Source organism: Alcaligenes faecalis, assembly GCF_009497775.1.
In the GTDB taxonomy this organism is placed as follows: Bacteria; Pseudomonadota; Gammaproteobacteria; order Burkholderiales; family Burkholderiaceae_B; genus Alcaligenes; species Alcaligenes faecalis_D.
Genome location: NZ_CP031012.1, coordinates 2,689,437 through 2,710,170, shown reverse-complemented (window position 1 = coordinate 2,710,170; position 20,734 = coordinate 2,689,437). Strand labels below are relative to the sequence as shown.

The window sequence follows — 20,734 nt, the reverse complement described above, 5'->3', positions numbered from 1 at the left end:
GGAGCAGTTTGCCTGCAGGCAAGATTGGCAAGAATCATGATGGGATCTCAGTGTTGATAACCCGTTTCACCGTGGGTACGGATATCCAGACCTTCGCGCTCATGCTCGGCATCGACACGTAAACCACCGCAGACGACTTTGGCAATAGTGAAGGCAATCCACGCAGCCACACCAGACCAGACCAGCGTTACCAGCACGCCTTCAAGCTGAATCCACAGCTGCATCCAGATACTGTTGCCAGCCGCGGTACCGGGACCACCCAGAACAGGTGCGTTGAACAGACCCGTGAGCAACGCGCCCACAATCCCGCCCAAACCGTGAATGCCAAAAACGTCCAGCGTATCGTCGGCACGTAACCAACGCTTCAGAACATTAACGCCCCACAAGCAAGCCAGGGAAGTAATCAGGCCAATGGCCAGTGCACCGGAAGGAGCTACAAAACCGGCTGCCGGGGTAATGCCGACCAAACCTGCAATCGCACCCGAGCAAGCACCCAGCAAGGAGGGATGACCTTTGCTGATCCATTCACCCAAGGTCCAGGCTACAACGCCAATGGCAGCGGCCAACATGGTGTTGAAGAACGCCAGCGTGGCATTTTCATTGGCAGACAAAGCCGAGCCTGCGTTGAAACCGAACCAGCCTACCCACAGCAGAGCCGCACCGATAAAGGTCAAGGGCAGGTTATGAGGTGGCATGGCTTCACGACGGTAGTTCAGTCTGGGACCAATCATCCAGGCGCCGACCAGACCCGCAATACCGGCATTGATGTGCACCACCGTTCCACCGGCAAAGTCCAGCGCGCCACGGGAGTTGAGCAAGCCGCCGTGCTGTTCATCGGCAAACCAGACCATATGGCAAATGGGCAGATAGGCCAGGGTGAACCAGATCACGGTAAAGACCAGGATGGCCGACAGGCGAGTACGTTCTGCCAGACTACCGACAACCAGAGCGCAAGTCAGACCGGCAAAGGTAGCCTGAAAAGACGCAAACAGCAGTTCAGGCAGGGTGCCCGACATGGAGAACTGTTGGTCGGCGGCGGTGAACATGCCATTGAACAAGACCTTGTCGAAACTGCCGATCAAAGGATTGCCAGCGGTAAATGCCAGCGAGTAGCCATAGATAAACCACAGCACCACCCCCAGACTGAACACCAGCAAGGTCTGGGACAGCATGGACAGAGCATTTTTTTGACGCACCATTCCCGAATAAAACAGGGCCAGGCCCGGCGCGGCCATCATCAGTACCAGAAGCGTGGAGACCAGCATCCACGATAGATCAGCGTTGTTCATGATGGAGTCTCCGATTACAGGGCTTGCTCATCGCATTCGCCGGTGCGGATGCGGATGACATGGTCCAGCGGCTGGACAAAGATCTTGCCGTCACCAATACGACCGGTGCGGGCACTGCTTTGAATGGCCTCCAGAACGCTTTGCAACTGCTCGTCCGGGATAGCCAGTTCAATGCGGATCTTGGGCAGGAAGTCGACCGCATATTCCGCACCGCGGTAAAGCTCGGTGTGGCCTTTCTGGCGACCAAATCCCTTGACCTCGGTTAGCGTCATCCCCTGTATGCCCAGATCGGAAAGGGCCTCGCGTATCTCGTCAACCTTGAAGGGTTTGACGATGGCGGTAATCAATTTCATAGGTGTTCCTGAAGTAAACACAGGCAAGCCGGCCTTGCGGATGCAAAGGAACACCGAGAGGGGTAGGAGACGGTTGAGAGGGGGCCGACCGGGATGGGTAATCCTGGTGGATGGCTTGAGTGCAACCGGGCAGCGCCGGTTTGAGCGACTCTCCGGCTGTCAGCAGGGTGTGCGACAGCGCGAACGCAAGTGGTAGGCAAGCGGACCTGTGTTGTAGGTTGAAGAGCAACACAATTCCGGCAAGGCGAGTAAGCTAGCTAGGCACGTGACCCCGGTCTTGCCTAGTCGGTGGGCAGCGAGATAACAGCAGCGCTCTGTGACGCCTGTCTCCGCTCATCTCACCACCGCAGGAACAACGACTATGGAAAAATAATATATGTTGCAGCGCAACAAGTGCGCATTTTTTTTTAATAGTCTTAACTTTGCAACATTTTTCCGCTTCAAAAGTGCCCTTTAAATGAGTGCAAGGGGGCGAGCAGGGCAGGCTTGTTTTTCTTGCTGCCCTGATACAGAGGCTTCATTTCATGCGGGCTGGGGCTTGACGTTGCTGCCCTTCAGTTCTTGCGTTTGGCGGGTGGTTCATTGCCCGGAATTTTTTTCGGATCAGGCTCGGGGTTCGGTGTTTTACCCGGTGGCGTGGTATCGGGGGCTTTAGTTGGATCAATAGCAATCAGCATGACAATCTCCTGATTTGAATGATCTTTTAGCCTATCGGATTTTTCAGACCGACAAAGTAAACAACTATGACGGGCAGATGGGCCCGCAAAATCGGGGCAGGGGTTTGCCGGGCAATGCTATGATCAAAAGCCTTGAAAACAGCGGACTAGCGCCTTGGGAAGCGAGTTGGAAAAAACTACCCTGGACCTGGAGAATTTTCTCCCGTATCAAGTCACGATACTGGCCTCGCACATTGCGGTGACCTTCGCGCGTCAGCACGCGCAGCAATTTGGTTTATCCATCCCGGAGTGGCGCATCATTGCGACCTTGGGTCGCTACGGCACCTTGACCTCGGGCAGTTTGACCGAGCGCACCAGCATGGATAAGGCCAAGGTCAGCCGTGCGGTTTCCCGTTTGACGGCTGCCCAGTTAATTGCTCGTCGCGATAATGAAAACGATATGCGCAGCAATCTGCTGTGCCTGACCGAGCAGGGCCAGCAAGTGCATGATCGCATCGTGCCGATCGCCCTGGATCTGGAACAGGAACTGACTTCCGTGCTTAGCCAGGAAGAGCTCAGTTCCTTTAAAGAAATGATGACGCGCCTGGAGAACCGCATGGTTCAGCGCTTTGGCAGCGATTTCAGCGGCGACGCACATATTTGAAGTTTCAAGGGTAATCACCGAGTTGTGCCAGATTCTTCTCACGCTAATATTGTTTCGTTTGAAACAAAACAATATTCAGGAGATGATCATGACGCAGGCCGTAGACAGCCCAATCGCAGCCAGTCGCTTGGAAACCAGAATCATGTCGCCCGCTATCGGGGTAGAGGTAGCGGGAGTCGATTTGACTCAGCCCTTGGAGGAAACGCAGGTACAGGAACTGCGTGCCTTGTTGTTGAAACATCAGTTGCTGGTATTTCGCGATCAGCCTTTGAACGCGGCACAGCACGTTGCCTTCGCCCGTTGTTTTGGGGAACTGGAAGTGCATCCGGTTTTCCCGCACGATCCGGACTATCCCGAGCTGGTGCTGCTGGGTGGCAATAACACGCAGCCGGGGCGTGAGAATATCTATCACAGCGATGTTAGCTGGCGGGCCGAACCTTCCATGGGTTCCATCCTGCGCTGCATTGAATGCCCGCCTGCTGGGGGCGATACCATCTGGTGCAATATGGCACTGGCCTATGAAAATCTGCCGCCCCATATCAAAGATATTTTGCACGAGCTGGAAGCGGTGCATGATTTACTGCCCGGCTTCATAGACCGTATCCCCGAGGAGGACAGGGCGGCTTTGCGAGATCGTTTCCCAGCCCAGACACACCCGGTGGTGCGTACTCATCCGGAAACCGGCCAGCGGATTTTGTATGTCAGCAGCTGGACCACTCACCTGGCTAACTACATCGAAACCGGCTTTTTCCGTGGCATGCCCGAGCTGCAAAGTGGCGCGCATTTCCTGCTGCAATATTTGGTGGATCAGGCCCGCCATCCTGAATATCAGGTGCGCTTGAAATGGCAGCCTCACACCATTGCATTTTGGGATAACCGGGCGACTCAGCATTATGCTGTTCAGGATTATTTCCCTTTGCCCCGACAAATGGCCCGAGCCACCATTGTGGGCGACCGTCCTTATTGATCGTATCGCTGCATTTTTGACAAGTTGGGGGGAGACATGGAAAACCATAAAAAGTATTTCCCAGGACAGCGGTACGTCGTGGTGTTCTTGTTGTTTTTGTTCATGGTGATCAACTTCGCGGACAAGGCGATCTTTGGTCTGGTCGCCGTGCCGCTGATGGAGGAGCTGGCCATCAGCCCGCAGCAGTTTGGCACGATTGCAGGCAGCTTTTTCTTTCTGTTTGCGATCTCGGGCATTGTGGTGGGCTTTATGTCCAATACAGTGTCATCGCGCTTGTTGCTGGTGGGGCTGGTCATTATCTGGTCGATTGCGCAGGTGCCGGTTGCCATGGGTGCCAGTACGATTGCTGCCTTGATGGCCTGTCGTATTTTGCTGGGTATAGGGGAGGGGCCGGCTTATCCCCTGGCCCTGCACGCTTGTTATAAGTGGTTCCCGGATCAGGAGCGGACCTGGCCTACCGCCATCGTGATGCAAGGCGGGCAGGTGGGGATGTTGCTGGCGGGCCCCTTGGTTGGGTACCTGGCCATCAGCCACGGCTGGCGCTCGGTGTTTTGGGTGACGGCAGCGGCAGGAGTGCTGTGGCTGGTGGTGTGGGCTGTGCTGGGTAAGGATGGCCCGATCAGTGCCACTGCAGCCCCCACGGCGGAGGCGGGCAAGAGTACGACTTCGTCGCGCAGTTCCTATCGGCACGTACTGCTGAATCGCAGCTTTATCGGCAATCTGTTGATGTACTGGGTTGCGTACTGGTGCGCAGCCTTGGTCTTTACCTGGTTGCCTGCCTATTTGCAGCGGGGTCTGGGCTTTTCGTCCGATAAGGCGGGCTGGTTATTCTCCCTGTGCATCTTTGTGGCGATCCCAATCGTCTCGGGCGGCTCCTACCTGTCCAATCGCTTTTTGCGTCAGGGCTATTCTTCGCGAGTGGCACGTAGTCAGGTCACGGTGGGTTTCTTGCTGGCAGGGGCCTTGTGTCTGCTGGCGGCGGCCTATCTGAACCCAGGACCCACTGCCGGGATTGTGCTGATCGCTTTGGGCTTGAGCTTTCCGCAAGTGGGCTTTGTTTTGTGCTCGGCCATTTCGGCTCAGATCAGCCCGGTTGAAAAGCGCGGTTCTACCCTGGCCATTACCAACTCCTTGTCCACCACGGCGGGTCTGGTCGCGCCGATTGTGATGGGGCGCTTGATTCAGGCCGAACCCGGCATTGCCGGCTTTCACCAAGGCTTTGCCTTGACGGCGCTGCTCTTGCTGGCGGGTGCTGTGCTGGGCTTCATTCTGGTCGATCCGGCCCGAACCTTGTCGCAAATTCAGGCCAAGGCGGGTGGTGCATTGGGCGGTACGGCTTCAGTCTGAGTGTGTTGCGGGCTGACGCTTTGGCACACAGAAGCGTCAGCCCGCCAGGTCTGTGCAAGAGCAGGGCAAGTGCTATGATCAAAAGCCTTGAAAACAGCAGATCAGTGCCTTGGGAAGCGAGCTGTCATAAGCCGCTCCGGGCTTGGAGTGTTTTCTCCTGTATCAAGTCACAAGACTGACTTAAGGAGCCCCGATGAAGCATATCAGGACCGATGCTCTTCATCCCCAGGAGCGTCAGCGCTATTGGGAAAGCGCCATTTCGGATTTGTACACGGTGACCTCGGTCGAGGTGCAGGACCTTTCCCGTTTTTATGGACGTATTGCCTGGCGCAAACTGGGCGATGTGCTGTTCTCCGATATTGCTACCTCGCGCAGCCGGGTGCGACGCGAAGACCGGCACATCAAACGTGCCGAGCAGGACATTGTCCAGATCAACTTCCAACTGCAAGGCAAAGGGCTGCTCAAGCAGGATGGACGTAGCGCCATGACGCATCCCGGCGAGATCGTCTTGTACGACAGTGCGCGTCCCTACGAGATGTGTTTCGATGGTGACTCCCGCCAGATATCGGTCGATTTCCCGCGCCATTTTCTGACTGCCCGTTGTGGACATCTTGAGCATCTGGTGGCACGCCCCTTTTCAGGAAGTGCGGGGGCGGGACGGTTTCTGTACAGCTACGTCGCCAATCTGGTGTTGCAGTCTTCAGAAGAAGACAGCCTGCTTGCCGGTCAATTGCAGGAGCATTTTTTTGACTTGCTGCTGACCGCTTTCGCCAGCGTGATGCAGGACGAGCCTGCCGTGCTCTCCAAAAGCCGGGCTGCCACTCTGACCCGTCTCAAGATCTATCTGACCCACAATCTGAGCAATCCCGAGCTGACGCCAGGGATGGCGGCCCAGGCCATGGGAATTTCTCTGCGCACCTTGCACAGCCTGTTTGAGCACGAGGAGCAGACCGTCTGGAACTACATTCAGTACGCCAGGCTGGACCGCAGCCGCGCCGATATTGAGAACCTGGCGATGTTCAGCCGTTCTTTGAGTGATATCGGTTTTTCCTGGGGGTTCAACGACGCCGCGCATTTCAGCCGTGCGTTCCGGCGACGTTTCGGGATGACGCCCAGCGAGTGCCGGGCGGCCAGAAAGGCCTTGTTGTCCTGAGTCATCTGCCAATTGGCGCTGCGTGCAGGCAGAGTCAAGCCGTCCTGCACGGAAAGGCCAAATAGGTGCCAAAGCCATCGATAAGATTAGTCTCCATACTTATAAAACAGGAGACAGGGATGAGCTTGGCTTACGACGCTTCACTGAAGAAATTCTCGGATGTTTTTCATCTTTCCAAACTGGAGACGTCCAAGGGAACAAATTACATTCCGGGTGGCTTCAGTCGCCGCACCTTCGCCTATGGCCCTCATGCGATCTTTGCTGAACGGGGCGAAGCCCAATATCTGCACACCATAGACGGCGTCAGACTGCTTGATCTGAACAACAACTTTTCCACCAATGTGCTCGGTCATAATCATCCCGCCATCATGGCGGCGATTCAGGAGACCTTGCCCAATGGCTTTTCGTTCGGTAACCCGATTGATGTCGAACTGGATCTGGCCCAGTTGCTGTGTGAGCGCATCGCCTCAATAGAGCAGATCAAGTTTTTCTGTTCTGCCAGCGAGGCATGTCTGGGCGCGGTTCGTATCGCCAGGGGCTATACGGGCAAGCAGAAGATTGCCAAATTTGAGGGTGGCTATCATGGTTTCACGGACGATCTGGCGATCTCGGCGCACCCGGACCCGGACGGCTCTCCTGGCCCAGACCAGAACCCCAAGCCCTTGCCTGACTCGCAGGGCATCCCCTCGTACAAAAGCGAGCATGTCCTTATCCTGGTGCAGAACGATTTTGAGGCCTGCGAGCGTATCCTGAGAGCCAATGCGGACGAGGTGTCTTGCGTACTGATGGAGCTGCAGGCCGGTGCAGGCGGTATCGTCGAGCTGGACCCGCAGTTCGTCACGCAGTTGCGGGCACTCACCAAAGAGCTGGGTATCTTGTTGATTGTTGATGAAACCGTCACGTTGCGTGCGGCTTATGGTGGCTTGCAAAGCGTGTACCAGGTGACGCCGGACCTGACCGTGCTGGGCAAGATTATCGGTGGCGGGCTACCTATCGGGGCGGTCGGCGGAAGCCGGGAAGTGTTCCGTGTGGTCGAAGAGAATCGGGTCATGATGTCGGGCACCCATCATGGGCATCCTCTTGCCTGCGCGGCGGGTATTGCCTGCATGCAGGCGCTGGATGAAACCGCGATTCAAGGCCTGAACAGCATGGCGGCGCGCATCAAGAACGAGCTGACTTCCTGGGCGGATCAGCAGGGCTATCCTCTGACCTTGATAGGCGGGTTTTCAGTAATGGGCTACGCCCTGACCAAAGCGCAAGGTCAACGCATCACCACGCATAGAGACTACTGGCATAAGGTCGATGATGACGCCATGGGTATCTATGCGCTGGAAATGGCTGCCAGGGGATACTTCCCGGTGCATCGCGGGCAGATCGGTTTGACCTCGCCCATGACGGATGATGATGTGACGGGCTATATCGAGACCAGCAAGGAAGTGGTCAGCCTGATCTACGGTAAAGGCTAAGCGAATGCGCAGGCTGACTTTCGGGATGAGGAGGCCATCACCTGAAGGCGGTAATGCTGGAGGTAGAGGCTCGCTTACTAAGCGAGCCTCTACCTGGGGTATGTCATCGCCCCATTGGGGGCGTTCGAGCCGGTTTGACTAATGCCTGCTATGCTAGATCAGGTGGCAGCTTATCTGTGATGATTCCTGCTGCAAAGATTAAACCGAACGAACGCGAAATAAGCGCAACTTAACCAAACTGGAGAGATTTCCATGAGCACCAAAATTGTGACCGAGGCCGACCGTAAGCGTACTCCTCCTCCCACTCCACCCAAGGGCGTGACCCTTAGCACGAAAACCCGCGGCCAACGAGTTAGCCAGGAACGTGGCGCGCATACCCGCAGCAAGAAAAATCCTGGCAAGCGCGCACATTCGGGTTAATTTCTGGCCGCAGTTTGGAGCCTGGCAAGGTTTCAACAGTGCATGCTGGAAGCGTTAAGCATTTTCCAGACGCAAAAAAGCCCGCTTTATGGCGGGCTAAAATGCTTTTTGCGGAGCAAGGTATATTTTGCGGAGCAGAAATTTACCTTAAAAACTCTCACAAGCCGCAGGGCGTTTGGTGGGTCGTGACAGACTCGAACTGTCGACCAATGGATTAAGAGTCCAGTGCTCTACCAACTGAGCTAACGACCCCCGTTTCCTGCGAAGAAAAAGATTATAGAGCGAAAATTATTCTGCACAAGCAGTGGTTACATAATTTTACGTTTATCAGGATGCTGGATCAGGGCGAGTGAAGGTATCGCACATTTTCAGCTGCCCGGTTTTATAGCCTTCCATGAACCAGGCCATGCGTTGTTGCGAGCTGCCATGGGTAAAGGAATCGGGAACCACATAGCCCTGGGATTGCTTTTGCAAGGTGTCATCGCCTACGGCTTGGGCCGCGTCCAGTGCAGAGCGTATATCGCCCGGCTCCAGAATCTGGCGTTGTGCATCTGCGTGATTGGCCCAGATACCCGCGTAGCAGTCAGCTTGCAGTTCAAGACGCACAGACGCCTGACGGGCTTGCGAGGCCGAGCCACTGCGGCGGGCTTCATCCACACGGCGCATCATGCCCAATTGGTTCTGAACGTGGTGGCCAACTTCATGCGCAATCACGTAAGCGGGGGCAAAGTTGCCTTTGACGCCCATGCTGCGTTCCATCTCGGCAAAAAAGCCCAGGTCTATATAAAGCTTTTGATCGGCCGGACAGTAAAACGGCCCCATGGCTGATTGGCCTGCGCCGCAAGCCGTGGGAGTGGCGCCACGATACAGAACCAGCACGGGATCGCGGTAGCTGCCATTGGTTTGCGTGGCAAAAATATCACGCCAGACATCCTCGGTTTCACCCAGGATTTTGGCAATGGTTTGGCCCTGTGCATCCGAGGCCGGAACAGGTTGAGATTGCGGGGCGCTGGTGGGGCCATCGGCCAGGTTCAGCACCACACTGGGATCCACCCCAAAGTACATGGCCACCAGGGCCAGCACAATTGTCCCCAAGCCGATCTTGCCGCCGCTCAGGCGTGGCCCATTGGCACGGCGGTCCTCGACATTACGGCTGGAGCGAGACTTATCCAGACGCATCACGCTCTCCTTGAATTTGAAAACGTCAATGTACTCTGATTTGCGGGCCAAAGCAGAGGCATTTTCGATTCTTGTCATCTGCCAAAGAGAAGGGGGCTTTAATTACCCCGTCATGACAAGTCATTGAATTACTTGCCTTAATGTGACTTGTCCAAAGGCTATCCCCGAGCTTGCCCACTGAAAATGTGGATAAGTGGATAAGTAAGTCACCCGGACACTGCGGTATGCTACTTTTCTCAGGGCGTACCCTACTGGAGAGCGAGTATGTTGGGAGGAACCTTGTTGGCCTTGCGCGACCATGCACGAGTTCGTGCCATCGGAGCGGTCATTGCTCGATACGGGATTGGGGATGTGATGCATCGCCTGGGTTTGTCGGACCTGCTGCCCGGCAACAAGACCCCGGTGGCGACAGAAATGCCTGAACGCTCCGCGCCTGAACGTCTGCGACGTGCTCTGGAAGAACTGGGCCCCACCTTTATCAAGCTCGGTCAGATTCTGGCCACACGCAATGACTTGTTGCCGCTGGAGTGGACGCAGGAGCTGGAGAAGCTGCAAGGTCATGCCGCACCGGTGCCCTGGGAAACGATCCGGCCCGAGCTGGAGCAGGCTTTAGGGCAAACCGTAGAGCAGGCCTTTGCGCGTTTTGATATCCAGGTGCTGGCCTCGGCATCCATGGCACAGGTGTATCGCGCCTGTTTGCGTGATGGCACTGAGGTGGTGGTGAAGGTGCAGCGCCCCGGTCTGGAGCCTCTGATTCAGGCTGATCTGCGTTTGCTGAAACAGATTGCCCGTCTGGTTCAGCAACAAGGCTTGCTGCCCGAGTATCGCCCCTACGATATTGTGCGTGCCCTGGCTGAGGCCATTGCCGATGAGCTGGACTTTACGCGTGAAGCGGCCAACACCCTGGCGGTGCGTGAGAACATGCGGCCCTTCAAGGACATTGTGGTCCCGCGTGTCTATATGGAGTGGACCAGCGCGACCGTCATGGTGCAGGAGTTTGTGCCTGGGGTCTCGCCCATTCAGGAAGCGCAGTTGCAAGCCATTGAAGCGGATCGTCCCTTGCTGGCCCGCCGTGGCGCGTTGGCGTTCCTGCATATGGTTCTGGAGGACGGCTTGTTTCATGCCGACCCGCACCCCGGCAATATGATGGCCTTGCCGGGCAATAAGGTCGCCTTTATTGATTTCGGCTTGGTGGGCCATTTGACGGAACGTCGCCGTCAGCAATTGCTGGTTTTACTGCGGGCGATTGTGGACGGGCAGGCGGATGGGGTGGCCACCACCTTGCTGGATTGGTCCGGTGCGGAAGATTTTGACTGGGGTCGTCTGGAAGAAAGTGCCCAGCGTTATGTGGCCCGGCAAAGCAGTGGACTTCTGTCCATCTCGGCCGCCTTGCTGGACTTCATGGCTCTGGCGCGCGAGAACCATTTGATTCTGCCACCGGATCTGGCTTTGCTGTTCAAGGCTTTTATTACTGCCGATGGCGTATTGAAACGCCTGGACCCGCAGTTTGATGTGGTGGAGGTTGCACAGCCCGTCATCATGGCCTTGATGCGCAAGCAGTATTCACCTCGCCGTGTGTATGCGGACTTGCAACGCAGCCTGCTGGAGTCTCGCCAGTTGGCGATGGATGCGCCCCAATTGCTGCGTTTGCTGATGCATCGAGTCCGACAGGGCAAGATTTCAGCGCGCATTCAAATCGAGGGTATGCCACGTCTGGCCTCATCGCTGGAAAAAGCGGCTACCCGTTTGGCGATTGCGATTGTGACGGCAGCTTTTGTATTGATTCTGGGACCAGTGCTGGTAACACGTGGCCCCGCTTGGCTGGGCCTGACTATTTTCAGCTGGGCCGGTTTATTAGCCGCCGTGCTGGGTCTGGTTCTGGTCTTGTGGGGATTTTGGCGACGGCGCTGAAAAGTATCTTGAGGCCGTCGCTTTTTGTGCAGAGAGTGCTCAAGCGGCTAGTCACCGTCCAGTTTAAAAGACGGCTAGTAAAAATGCGGCTCAGCCCAAACAGTCCCCGCATTATCCCCAGGTTTATTCACAGCTTCTGGGGATAAGTCGGGCTTACATAAAGTCGTCCATGCCACCGCCTACAGGCGCCAGACCCGTCATCCAATACACGCCCCAGGCAATCAGCGCCACAATGATCAGAGCGAGAAAACGGGTTTTCCAGGTATCCGTACTGGCTGGCAGGGCAGGTTCACTGGGTACGGGCATGCTGCCCTTGACCATGACGCTGGTTAATTTCTGACCACGTAATACGCGATACAGGAAAATAGCCAGGATATGCAAGCCGATAATGACCAGCATGATCCATTCATTGGCCTTGTGCAGGCCGGTCAGGGTTTTGGACCAGTCGCTGCTCAGGTAGGCCAGGGGGCCGGTGGTGAAGATGTCGTCGTTGGCAAACAGGCCCGAAACAGCCTGAAAACCAAACACAATCAACATCAGCCAGACAGACCAGGCGCCGATAGGATTGTGGCCCGGATAGACCGCAGGTTTGTCGCGCAGATAGCGCAGGCTGCTCACCGGATTGGGAAAGAAGTGGCTAAAGCGCGAGTAATAACCGCCGACCAGGCCCCAGACCAGGCGAAAGGCCAGTAGTCCCAAGGCCAGCAGACCAAAGCGTACGTGCCAGTCCATCCACAGACCGCCTGCCTTGATCGTCACAAAACAGCCCACAATGCTGATCACGAACAGCCAGTGGAACAAACGGGTGGGTAAATCCCAGATGAGTAAAGGGCGAGTCGAGGAGGCTTGCATAGGGAAAATCCGGAGAGACGTAGACATCTGATTATAGTCGGTGTTGTCTTGGAGTCCGTTTCCCGATGCAGGTTCCTTCCCTTATTGGACTCTGTGTTTGCGTTTACGCAAACTGATTTTGCGACCGTCGTAACGGTACTCGTCGATCAGGGCCGGATTATCCAGGCTGGGGGTTTCCATAATCAGGGTCTGGCCGTGATGGCGTACCCGGATTTGTGCACTGCACGAGCCAAAGGCGGGCGAGACGGTGTAGCCCTTGGAGGACACCGTGACCCAGTGGTAATTGATCGAGCAACCACCCAGGCCATTGTCCACAGAAATCAGGGCTGTCTGATTATTGGGCTGCTTGAAGGCGTAGGGAATATTGATCAGCCCCTTGAGCTCTGGCGCGATGATTTGTGCGTCCAGTTGCAATTGTGCTTCATAGACATAATCGCTCTGGCTCACTTGCAGGGTGCCGTAGGGGCTGTCCAGACTTAACTGCGAAGGAGGTTGAGGCCAGGTCTGGCTTGCCGCGCTATGGGCGACAAACGGTTGCAGGGCCAGCGAGAGCCCAATCACAACATAACGAATAAAGGCCTTAGGGACGGGCATGATCAATCAAGTTGGGAGACGATCCGGGCTAGTAAAAAAACACAAAGCGCCATGGTTCATCTGTATTTGTAAGTTTCATAACATTTTATGTATTTTCTTGTTGCGTAGAATACCGGATAGCAGAACTTTTCGCTATAAGGATAGGCACATAAGATGAATGTTTCATCTATGTGTCAGGGGTGGACTGGCTAAATTAGTCCTGAAAAGCATCTTGTCCCAGGCGTAAAGAAACAGGCCGAATTGAGCTATCATTGCTGGGTTGCCCCGGATGGGGCCAAGCCGCATTTCTTCGTTGCAGCAGAGACTCATTATGCAATCCATCCCGGATGCCGCACTGGCGTCAGAATCGGACTCTACGCTTGCTGCCCAGCAGGCCAAACCCGGCGCTTTATTGGACTACGTCAGCTCCAGCCGTTTGCCCACACCCTGGGCCGTATTCCAGATCCATGTATTCGTAGAGCGCAGCAATCAAAAAGAACACGTCTTGTTGACCCTGGGGGATGTAGCCGACGGCGAGCCTGTCCTGGCCCGTGTCCACTCCGAGTGTCTGACGGGCGATGCCCTGTTCAGCCTGCGCTGCGATTGCGGCCCTCAGCTGCAGCTGGCGCTGGAGCGCATTGCCACGGCAGGCCGTGGTGCCCTGATGTATTTGCGCCAGGAAGGGCGGGGTATCGGTCTGGTGAACAAAATCCGTGCCTACAACCTGCAAGATCAGGGTGCGGATACCGTGGAAGCCAACGAGAAGCTGGGCTTTCCTGCCGATATGCGTCGCTACGATATCTGCAAGGATATGCTGGAGCACGTCGGTATCCAGAAACTGCGTCTGATGACCAATAATCCGCGCAAGGTAAAAACCCTGCAGGAAATTGGCATTGATGTGGTGGAGCGTGTGCCGCATCAAATTGAAGGTAATCCCTTTAACGAGAGCTACCTGAATACCAAGCGTCTGCGTTTGGGCCACTGGCTGGAAACGGACGAATAAAAAAGAGGGGACACGGGCCGGATTTGATTCTGTCCCGGTTCAGCTCCTGCTTTATCGGTATCAAAAAAAGGGCCATGAATTGGCCCTTTGTCTTATCGATACCCAAAATAAAGCCAGACCCGAAATCCACACAGGGATTCGGGTCTGGCTTATTTTTATAGGGCCGGCCTGGTCATTAAAACGACGGATGCCTTGGCCTTGCAGAACTAAGCAAGAAAGGCCGGGTCGAACCTGGCCTTCGCTGTCTCTTAGGCAACGCTCTTTTCCAGCAAGGCGCTGACACTGGCTTTGGCGTTTTCTATAATCTGCTCGCGCAGCTCGGGAGCTTTGCCCAGACCTTCGGCGTACACAATACGCAGGTCCGTCACGCCCATGAAGCCGAACATCACGCGCAGGTAGCTTTCCTGGTGTTCCATGGCCTGGCCTTGCTCCGATTCGGAGTAGATGCCGCCACGGCTCAGAACCAGGTACACCGTTTTGTTGCCAGCCAGACCTTCAGGGCCATTGCTGGTGTAGCGGAAAGTACGGCCAGCTTGAGCCAGACGATCCATCCAGGCTTTCAGTTGGCTGGGAATGGTGAAGTTGTAGAAGGGGGCGCCAATGACAACCACATCGGAGGCCAGGAACTGGCTCAGGTATTGTTCGGTGATGGCGTTCTCGGCGCGCTGACGCTCGCTCAGAGTGGCTGGGTCCAGACCCAGGCGCATGCCCAGGGAGTCAGCCGAGAAGTGAGGTGGCGGGTTCAGGGCCAGATCCACATGCTCCACTTGGACTTGATCATTTTGCTGGCGCAACTGATCAACCACAAATTGCGAAAGTTCGCGGGAAACAGAATTGGCGCCGGTGATACTGGAGTCTACGTGTAGCAGTTTCATGATGTTTGGTGTCCAAAGCGATGAAGGAATGGTGTCATTATGTTTGATGCCCATACCTTTGATAAGCCGGTTTTTCTGAGAAAGATTATTCTACTTTTGTCTGTAATCCTGGAAAACATCCCTGTATGTATGACTTAAATGACATGGTGCTGTTTACCGAAGTGGTGCAACGCGGCGGCTTTAGTGCTGCCGCCCGGCACCTGGGTATGCCGCCATCGCGAGTGTCCAGACGCTTGAGCCGCCTGGAGGCAGAGGTCGGTGTGCGTCTTTTGCAACGCACCACGCGCAGCCTGTCTCTGACCCCTGCCGGAGAGGTGTTCCTGCGCCATTGCCAGGCCATGCGTGATGAGGCCGAAGCGGCTTACTCGGCGGTGGCCCAGGTGCAGCAGGAGCCGCGTGGCCTCTTGCGCATCAGTTGCCCGGTCACCTTGGCCCATACGGTCTTGTCGACCGTGTTTGCGCAGTTTCTGATTCGCTATCCCCAGGTTGAACTGGAGGTGGAAGTCAGCAATCGGGTGGTCGATCCCGTAGCGGACGGGATTGATGTGGCCTTGCGAGTCCGCAGTACATTAAGTGATAGCGCCAGCTATATCGTGAAACGCCTGGGCGAAACCGGGGCGATTCTGGTTGCCCAGCCTGAACTGCTGGCGCGTTTTGATCCGGTCCGTGGCCCGGCAGATCTGGTCAAGTTGCCCACGGTGGCCATGTCGGCCCGGCAAGGTCAAAACGAATGGGAATTGTACGGTCCCGAAGGGGCCAGCCTGACGGTAACGCACAGGCCGCGCTATATGGCCTCGGATTTGCTGACGTTGCGTGAAGGGGTGGAGCAGGGCATAGGCGTGGGCATCTTGCCTGACTATATGTGCTGCGATGCCCTGAAAGCCGGGCGCTTGGTGCAGGTTCTGCCGCAGTGGGCACCCTTGCCGGGGATTATTCACGCTGTATTTGCCTCCCGCCGAGGCATGGCCCCGGCGGTGCGGCATTTTCTGGATTATCTGGGGGAGCAACTGCCGGTGCATCACCCCAAGATTTAAGCGTTTTAGCGGGCCGCCGCTGCAAATGGGCAACTGCTTTGGGCGGGCAGAATCGCCCAGTTCAGATCAATCATGGGGCTGCGTTCAGAGGACCAGCGCTGCTCGGCCTGCCCCTTGATGGGGGCTTGTTCGTACAGCTTGAGCAGGGATGCCGGAGGTTCTCCACGAGTTTGAATGCTGTAGACAATCAGGGCACCGCATTCCATATCCTTGGGCAGTGTTAGCCAAGGGGATGCAGCCGGGTCGGCATCAATAAAGACCATCACGTCCTGGCCTGCATGAACAGCAATATTGCCGCCCAGCCAGGTGTCCGCCACCACGACTTTAAGTGGAATGCCGGGCATGTGTTCTTTCCAGATAGCTTGCATCTGGGCAGACACTTCCGGGCCGGGGAAGGTGGAGCGGGAGTCCCGACCTTTATGCCAGGCCAATGGACCGCGAGCCAGGGCATAGCCCGATGCCAGCAGAATCTGCAGCACGATCACAATAATGGCCACGCGACGCAGCTGAATCTTGTCCTTGCCGTGCATGATCCACAAGGCAAAAAAACCATACAAGACAAAGAAAGTCGTGGCCCAGGAAGCGACCAGACGGGTGCCCATAATGGCTGAAATCAGGACCGTGCTGACGATGGGAGTCAGGCCCACCCACAGCAGAAACTGCTTGTCGCGGCGGGAAATATCATCGGCATAGCGCTGCTTGTTTTGCAGAGCGGCATCGGACGGAGCCAGCTTTTTCCTGTCACGACGATTCCAGATGGCCAGCGCAATCATGGCCACAATCATGGGGCTCAGTCGTCCCAGCTGGTCCAGACTGAAAGCCAGCAGCTCCTTGTAGGCTTCCCAACGCGTATGCGTTTCCAGCGAGCCGTCCATATAACGGAAGGGGGCGAAGTCATTTTTCACCAGCCAGTACAGATGGGGCGACAGGACCAGTACATAGGCAAGCAGGGCCAGACCCAGCCCTATCCAGGTTTGCCGTTGACGCCACATACCGCTGCGCAGAAAGTACAGGAAGAAGGCAGTGAACAGAATCACGGCGCTGTATTTGGTGACGGTAGACAGCGCAGCGACTGCACCCAGCCATAACCAATCTGCCGGTTTCTGATCCCGGCTGGCGCGATAGAAAAACCAGGTCGCGGCGGTTACAGACCACAGTTGTGCCGTGTTGTGATTAAAAATGGTGCCGCGCAAGGAAAAGTAAATACTGACAGAACTGATCAGCAAGACCATGAAGGCGCGTTCGGGATTCAGGAACTCGCAGGCCAGTTTCCAGATAAACCACAGCCCCAGCACCGAGGCCGTCATGCCTGCAGCAAAAGTCAGCCAGGCCGGGCGTCCGACCACGCTGGTCAGGGCAGCCATCACCCAGGATGGGAAGGGCGGATGCTTCAAATAGCCCAGCTCGAAACTGGCCGACCAGACCAGCTCTTCCATGCCGTCCAGGTCGGGCGCTTTGTGGCTAATTGCCATCAAAACGGACCACAGCAAAACCATGAATAACAGATACAGCAGCACGTAGCGCTGGTAGGTGTTGGGCTGGGCCGATGCTGGGTTCTGGGCAGTCATGCGTATGGTGAAAGCGTGGAAATAAGCAAGTGTACTTCTTGTGCGTTGAAAAACCCCGATTGGACAGGCGCCTTAATCTGGGCTACGATGCGCTTCGTCATTAGGGAGTAGCCGCTTCGGATTACCGAAGATCAGCGTCAACATACTTGGCCTACACAGGGTCATGGCGCTGATAGCAACTTAGCCTGGCAAGACTTTTGACCATAGACCTTCGCGTTTGGCCGGGAGGGTTTGTGGTCATCTGTCTCTTATCCGGCCAGGAGTTGTTATGGAAGCGTTGTTTATCTCCACGGGTGTGGTTGCCTTGGCAGAAATTGGGGACAAAACCCAGTTGTTGGCCTTTATTCTTGCAGCCCGCTACAAACGCCCTTGGCCCATCATTCTCGCTATTTTCATAGCAACTTTAGTTAATCACGGTTTGGCCGGTGCCATTGGCGCCTGGGTTCCCGCTTTGCTGGACCCTGAAGTGCTGCGCTGGGTGCTGGGTATTTCCTTCCTGGCCATGGCCATCTGGATTCTGATTCCCGACAAGATCGACGATGCCGAAGCCACTCGTACGCGCTTTGGCGTTTTTGGTACCACGCTGGTGACTTTTTTCCTGGCCGAGATGGGCGACAAGACACAGATCGCCACCGTCGCGTTGGCCGCCAAATATCAGGAGTTCGGTTTGGTGGTTCTGGGCACGACCCTGGGCATGATGCTGGCCAATGCACCCGCCGTCTTGTTCGGCGAGCGTATTGCCCGCCGTTTGCCGACTCAACTGGTGCACCGGATTGCTGCCTGTATCTTTGCCGTGCTGGGCGTGCTGGCCTTGTTGGGAGGGGCTGAAAGCCTGGGCTTCTAGCGAATTCAGGTGCTGGATGCCAATTGTCGTAGTCGGCCCGGATGGGCAGGTCTGCGACGAGCGGCATCCATACTCACAACCGGGGCCAGGATCAAGGGGGCAGCAGAGCGAGTGGGCTGGTGAGTATGCGCACTTTCCCCATGATTCAGGACACTGATTGCCTCTTGCAGCTCGGCCCCGTTCTGGTTCAGTTCCTGAGCCGTTTCACTCAAGTCATGAACCAGGGCGGCATTGTCGCTGGTGATCTGATCCACCTGTTTCAAGGCCTGGGTCAGCTGACCCAAACCAATGCTTTGCTCGCCGGTAGCGGCAGAGATTTCACCCATCAAACCGGCAACTTCAGACACGGACGTCAGAATTTCCTGCATGGTCTGCCCGGCATTTGCCGCGTGGCTAGCACCTTCGGCGCTGAGGGTTTGGGTTTCGGTGACCAGTTGCTTGATTTCATCAGCCGCTTCGGCGGCTTGCTGAGCCAGCGAACGCACGGCAGAGGCCACTACCGCAAAGCCTTTACCGGCTTCCCCGGCACGGGCTGATTCAATTGAGGCGTTAATCGACAGGATATTAGTCTGAAAGGCGATGTTATTGATCATCGACACGATATTGCCAATATGCTGCGAGCTTTCCAGAATCTGCTGCATGGACGAGCTGACTTTCTGAACCGCCTCGTTCCCGCGACCCGCAATATCTGCGCTACGACTGGCCAGTTCATGGCTGGCCTTGGCATTTTCTGCTGTCTGCAAAACGGCCTGCCCAAACGAGCTCATGCTGGCGGTGGTCTCCTGCATGGAGGCCGCCTGCTCTTGTGTGCGAGCCTCCAGTAAGGCGCTATTGTCCGAGAGCTTGCGCGACACGACTTGATTGTTGCTGCAGCTATGGTCCACATCGGTACTGATGCTCATCAGGCTTTTACGCATCAGATCCAGGTTCTGGCCCAGGGTTTCCAGCTTCTTCACGGCGGGCCCACGTGTGTTGACTGTCAGGTTGCCGGCGGCAATTTGTTGAGCGATGTGCGTGGCCGTTTTAAACGATCCCAAAACGCGTCGCATCAGCACGGCCTGATAGCCCAGAATCATTAAGGTTCCTACACCCAGCGAACTGGCCAGAAGGATCATGCTTTGCTGCGGCATTTCCGTATTCAGGACCATGGCAATAATCCCGCCGGTAATACCTAGATTCAACAGGCCTTTTCGTAAAAAGGCAGCCAGCAAACTGGGGCCGGCCAAAAAACGCAGGCTGGCAAAAGGGCGACGCCAGCTGCGGGCTGTAATTTGGCCGGCACGTATGGTTCGCGAGAGACTTCGGCCCTCGCGCAATTCCTGATAAAACTGTTCAGCGGCTTGAATATCCTGGGGTTTTGCGCGCACACGTACTGACGCAAAGCCGGTTAATTCGCCTTGTTCAATAATCGGGCTGGCATGGGCCAGAACCCAATAAAAACCGCCGTCTTTACGGCGATTCTTTACCACCCCCACCCACGAGCGCCCCTGTTTCAGGGTATGCCACAAATCCGCAAAGACTTCGGACGGCATATCGGGGTGACGCACGATATTGTGCGGCTCGCCAATCAACTCTTCCCGACTGAAACCGCTTACCTCGACAAAGGCCGGATTCGCATAAATGATGCGGCCGGCCAGGTCAGTTTTGGAAATGAGATATTGCTCGTCCAGCAGCTCGGTTTCGATGCCGGTGATTGGTAGGTTCTTGCGCATAGCCTTTCCCTTTGTATTTTTGTATCAGCAAAAGACTCAAGATAAACGGATCAATTTCTTGTTGTGAATTTTCGTGAATAGTATCATTTGATTCGTTTTTTATGTCTAAAAATAAAAAAATGATAATCAAATGAAAATTTTTGTCACAAACCGATCGAAATTGAAAAAATTGATCCGTGCTGATAAAGGGAAGAGCGGGCGTTCAGGAGGGCAGGTACTGGGCGTGGAAAGCTTCGCTGAGCAGTTGCAGGAGCAGGGCAATGGGAATAGGTTTGGCCAGGGCTGTCGCGTTGCCGGGCAGGCCGCCACGCGCGTGAATATCGGCGGCGTTCAACGCAGAAATCACGTAGATCTGGGTATGTTCGGTTTCCGGGGCGTCGGCCAGGGCCTTGAGCATGGCAAAACCATCGAGCTTGGGCAGGTTCAGGTCCACGATCAGCACATCGGGGTAGAAGTTGCCGGCGGCAATCAGACCTTTCAGGCCATCCTGTTCGCAGCGCAACTCGACCGGGAAGGGCAGGTGTTCCATGGCCATGCGGTAAATCGCCAGCAAATCCAGGTCGTCTTCAACGACCAGCACGCGCAGGCAGGGTTCACCGCTGCAAACGGGCAGGCTGGGGGTAATCGGGGTATCGGGCGTCTGGGAGCTGGTCTGCCCCTGGCGCTCTTGCAAGATGGCTTGTACGGAGTCGCGGTCGATGCGTCGGTGCCCGCCTTGGGTTTTCCAGGCTTTCAGGGTCCCGGCTTCTACCCAGAGTTGTACGGTGCGTACAGACACACCCAGTAAATCAGCAGCCTGCCGAGTGGAGTAAACGGCGTCGTTCATGGAGTCAACAAAATGAAAGCAGGCCAGACCGGGGAAAAGAAG

The 20,734-nt window shown here is 55.9% G+C and carries 20 protein-coding genes, 1 tRNA gene and 1 riboswitch; of the genes, 10 read left to right on the top strand and 11 right to left on the bottom strand.

All coding sequences use genetic code 11. The features are described from left to right. Positions 1-47: 47 nt before the first annotated feature. The 3 genes from DUD43_RS12615 to DUD43_RS19350 all read right to left on the bottom strand — a co-directional run bounded on the left by DUD43_RS12615 (position 48) and on the right by DUD43_RS19350 (position 2,319). Positions 48-1,289 (bottom strand): ammonium transporter, encoded by a 1,242-nt coding sequence (locus DUD43_RS12615; protein WP_153230563.1) that lies wholly within the window; start codon positions 1,287-1,289, stop codon positions 48-50. A gap of 14 nt (positions 1,290-1,303) precedes the next feature. After that, positions 1,304-1,642: a P-II family nitrogen regulator gene (gene glnK / locus DUD43_RS12610; protein WP_009456229.1), complete on the bottom strand. Its 339-nt coding sequence runs from the start codon at positions 1,640-1,642 to the stop codon at positions 1,304-1,306. A gap of 554 nt (positions 1,643-2,196) precedes the next feature. Beyond that, positions 2,197-2,319: a hypothetical protein gene (locus DUD43_RS19350; protein WP_259672471.1), complete on the bottom strand. Its 123-nt coding sequence runs from the start codon at positions 2,317-2,319 to the stop codon at positions 2,197-2,199. A gap of 166 nt (positions 2,320-2,485) precedes the next feature. Here DUD43_RS19350 and DUD43_RS12605 point away from each other — a divergent pair, with 166 nt between their 5' ends. From DUD43_RS12605 to DUD43_RS19125, 6 genes are all read left to right on the top strand, one after another. Beyond that, entirely contained in the window at positions 2,486-2,962 is a 477-nt protein-coding gene (locus DUD43_RS12605) for a MarR family winged helix-turn-helix transcriptional regulator (protein ID WP_052362886.1), read from the top strand. 88 nt (positions 2,963-3,050) lie between these two features. Further along, positions 3,051-3,929: a TauD/TfdA dioxygenase family protein gene (locus tag DUD43_RS12600; protein ID WP_153230562.1), complete on the top strand. Its 879-nt coding sequence runs from the start codon at positions 3,051-3,053 to the stop codon at positions 3,927-3,929. Positions 3,930-3,965: 36 nt separating this feature from the next. After that, complete coding sequence (locus tag DUD43_RS12595) at positions 3,966-5,276, top strand: MFS transporter (protein WP_153230561.1); 1,311 nt, start codon at positions 3,966-3,968, stop codon at positions 5,274-5,276. Between the two features lie 193 nt (positions 5,277-5,469). Then, entirely contained in the window at positions 5,470-6,429 is a 960-nt protein-coding gene (locus DUD43_RS12590; RefSeq protein WP_153230560.1) for a helix-turn-helix domain-containing protein, read from the top strand. A gap of 119 nt (positions 6,430-6,548) precedes the next feature. Beyond that, positions 6,549-7,895: an aspartate aminotransferase family protein gene (locus tag DUD43_RS12585; protein ID WP_153230559.1), complete on the top strand. Its 1,347-nt coding sequence runs from the start codon at positions 6,549-6,551 to the stop codon at positions 7,893-7,895. 252 nt (positions 7,896-8,147) lie between these two features. Beyond that, positions 8,148-8,315 carry a hypothetical protein gene (locus tag DUD43_RS19125; protein WP_194273390.1) on the top strand — a complete coding sequence of 56 codons (168 nt, stop codon included), beginning with the start codon at positions 8,148-8,150 and terminating at the stop codon, positions 8,313-8,315. A gap of 176 nt (positions 8,316-8,491) precedes the next feature. On the opposite strand, the gene DUD43_RS12580 is transcribed toward DUD43_RS19125, so the two are convergent. Next, positions 8,492-8,567: transfer RNA gene (locus DUD43_RS12580), tRNA-Lys, on the bottom strand. Positions 8,568-8,642: 75 nt separating this feature from the next. Continuing rightward, positions 8,643-9,494 (bottom strand): neutral zinc metallopeptidase, encoded by an 852-nt coding sequence (locus DUD43_RS12575; protein WP_153230558.1) that lies wholly within the window; start codon positions 9,492-9,494, stop codon positions 8,643-8,645. 264 nt (positions 9,495-9,758) lie between these two features. Here DUD43_RS12575 and DUD43_RS12570 point away from each other — a divergent pair, with 264 nt between their 5' ends. Beyond that, on the top strand, positions 9,759-11,405 hold the full coding sequence (locus DUD43_RS12570; protein ID WP_153230557.1) for an ABC1 kinase family protein: 1,647 nt from the start codon (positions 9,759-9,761) through the stop codon (positions 11,403-11,405). Positions 11,406-11,558: 153 nt separating this feature from the next. On the opposite strand, the gene DUD43_RS12565 is transcribed toward DUD43_RS12570, so the two are convergent. Together DUD43_RS12565 and DUD43_RS12560 are read right to left on the bottom strand one after the other, a co-directional pair. Continuing rightward, positions 11,559-12,257 (bottom strand): cytochrome b/b6 domain-containing protein, encoded by a 699-nt coding sequence (locus DUD43_RS12565; RefSeq protein ID WP_153230556.1) that lies wholly within the window; start codon positions 12,255-12,257, stop codon positions 11,559-11,561. Between the two features lie 81 nt (positions 12,258-12,338). After that, the gene (locus tag DUD43_RS12560) at positions 12,339-12,851 is read right to left on the bottom strand and encodes a hypothetical protein (RefSeq protein ID WP_153230555.1); all 513 of its coding nucleotides are present in this window, start codon (positions 12,849-12,851) and stop codon (positions 12,339-12,341) included. 310 nt (positions 12,852-13,161) lie between these two features. Between DUD43_RS12560 and ribA the strand changes: the two genes are divergently transcribed. Beyond that, positions 13,162-13,833 (top strand): GTP cyclohydrolase II, encoded by a 672-nt coding sequence (gene ribA / locus DUD43_RS12555; RefSeq protein WP_153230554.1) that lies wholly within the window; start codon positions 13,162-13,164, stop codon positions 13,831-13,833. A gap of 248 nt (positions 13,834-14,081) precedes the next feature. Here the strand turns inward: ribA and DUD43_RS12550 are convergent, their stop codons facing one another. Further along, on the bottom strand, positions 14,082-14,708 hold the full coding sequence (locus DUD43_RS12550) for an FMN-dependent NADH-azoreductase (RefSeq protein ID WP_153230553.1): 627 nt from the start codon (positions 14,706-14,708) through the stop codon (positions 14,082-14,084). Between the two features lie 125 nt (positions 14,709-14,833). Here DUD43_RS12550 and DUD43_RS12545 point away from each other — a divergent pair, with 125 nt between their 5' ends. Beyond that, on the top strand, positions 14,834-15,742 hold the full coding sequence (locus DUD43_RS12545; protein ID WP_153230552.1) for a LysR substrate-binding domain-containing protein: 909 nt from the start codon (positions 14,834-14,836) through the stop codon (positions 15,740-15,742). A 5-nt stretch (positions 15,743-15,747) separates the two neighbouring features. Here DUD43_RS12545 and DUD43_RS12540 read toward each other — a convergent pair whose 3' ends face one another. Beyond that, positions 15,748-17,310, bottom strand: coding sequence for a glycosyltransferase family 39 protein (locus DUD43_RS12540; RefSeq protein WP_153230551.1), 1,563 nt, complete (start codon positions 17,308-17,310; stop codon positions 15,748-15,750). 90 nt (positions 17,311-17,400) lie between these two features. Further along, positions 17,401-17,577: riboswitch (yybP-ykoY riboswitch) on the top strand. A gap of 1 nt (position 17,578) precedes the next feature. On the opposite strand from DUD43_RS12540, the gene DUD43_RS12535 reads away from it, so the two are divergent. Next, complete coding sequence (locus DUD43_RS12535) at positions 17,579-18,154, top strand: TMEM165/GDT1 family protein (protein WP_009456260.1); 576 nt, start codon at positions 17,579-17,581, stop codon at positions 18,152-18,154. Between the two features lie 5 nt (positions 18,155-18,159). Here the strand turns inward: DUD43_RS12535 and DUD43_RS12530 are convergent, their stop codons facing one another. Beyond that, positions 18,160-19,866 carry a methyl-accepting chemotaxis protein gene (locus tag DUD43_RS12530; protein ID WP_153230550.1) on the bottom strand — a complete coding sequence of 569 codons (1,707 nt, stop codon included), beginning with the start codon at positions 19,864-19,866 and terminating at the stop codon, positions 18,160-18,162. Positions 19,867-20,068: 202 nt separating this feature from the next. Continuing rightward, complete coding sequence (locus DUD43_RS12525) at positions 20,069-20,692, bottom strand: helix-turn-helix domain-containing protein (protein ID WP_153230549.1); 624 nt, start codon at positions 20,690-20,692, stop codon at positions 20,069-20,071. Positions 20,693-20,734 lie beyond the last annotated feature (42 nt).

Excerpts from the sequence above, each read along its gene's own strand:
- DUD43_RS12525 (WP_153230549.1), bottom strand. The coding sequence starts at position 20,692 with ATGAACGACGCCGTTTACTCCACTCGGCAGGCTGCTGATTTACTGGGT.
- DUD43_RS12615 (WP_153230563.1), bottom strand. The coding sequence starts at position 1,289 with ATGAACAACGCTGATCTATCGTGGATGCTGGTCTCCACGCTTCTGGTA.
- glnK (WP_009456229.1), bottom strand. The coding sequence starts at position 1,642 with ATGAAATTGATTACCGCCATCGTCAAACCCTTCAAGGTTGACGAGATA.
- DUD43_RS12570 (WP_153230557.1), top strand. The coding sequence starts at position 9,759 with ATGTTGGGAGGAACCTTGTTGGCCTTGCGCGACCATGCACGAGTTCGT.
- DUD43_RS12585 (WP_153230559.1), top strand. The coding sequence starts at position 6,549 with ATGAGCTTGGCTTACGACGCTTCACTGAAGAAATTCTCGGATGTTTTT.
- ribA (WP_153230554.1), top strand. The coding sequence starts at position 13,162 with ATGCAATCCATCCCGGATGCCGCACTGGCGTCAGAATCGGACTCTACG.
- DUD43_RS12545 (WP_153230552.1), top strand. The coding sequence starts at position 14,834 with ATGTATGACTTAAATGACATGGTGCTGTTTACCGAAGTGGTGCAACGC.
- DUD43_RS12575 (WP_153230558.1), bottom strand. The coding sequence starts at position 9,494 with ATGCGTCTGGATAAGTCTCGCTCCAGCCGTAATGTCGAGGACCGCCGT.
- DUD43_RS12590 (WP_153230560.1), top strand. The coding sequence starts at position 5,470 with ATGAAGCATATCAGGACCGATGCTCTTCATCCCCAGGAGCGTCAGCGC.
- DUD43_RS12600 (WP_153230562.1), top strand. The coding sequence starts at position 3,051 with ATGACGCAGGCCGTAGACAGCCCAATCGCAGCCAGTCGCTTGGAAACC.
- DUD43_RS12550 (WP_153230553.1), bottom strand. The coding sequence starts at position 14,708 with ATGAAACTGCTACACGTAGACTCCAGTATCACCGGCGCCAATTCTGTT.
- DUD43_RS12540 (WP_153230551.1), bottom strand. The coding sequence starts at position 17,310 with ATGACTGCCCAGAACCCAGCATCGGCCCAGCCCAACACCTACCAGCGC.
- DUD43_RS12565 (WP_153230556.1), bottom strand. The coding sequence starts at position 12,257 with ATGCAAGCCTCCTCGACTCGCCCTTTACTCATCTGGGATTTACCCACC.
- DUD43_RS12530 (WP_153230550.1), bottom strand. The coding sequence starts at position 19,866 with ATGCGCAAGAACCTACCAATCACCGGCATCGAAACCGAGCTGCTGGAC.
- DUD43_RS19350 (WP_259672471.1), bottom strand. The coding sequence starts at position 2,319 with ATGCTGATTGCTATTGATCCAACTAAAGCCCCCGATACCACGCCACCG.
- DUD43_RS12560 (WP_153230555.1), bottom strand. The coding sequence starts at position 12,851 with ATGCCCGTCCCTAAGGCCTTTATTCGTTATGTTGTGATTGGGCTCTCG.
- DUD43_RS12535 (WP_009456260.1), top strand. The coding sequence starts at position 17,579 with ATGGAAGCGTTGTTTATCTCCACGGGTGTGGTTGCCTTGGCAGAAATT.
- DUD43_RS19125 (WP_194273390.1), top strand. The coding sequence starts at position 8,148 with ATGAGCACCAAAATTGTGACCGAGGCCGACCGTAAGCGTACTCCTCCT.
- DUD43_RS12595 (WP_153230561.1), top strand. The coding sequence starts at position 3,966 with ATGGAAAACCATAAAAAGTATTTCCCAGGACAGCGGTACGTCGTGGTG.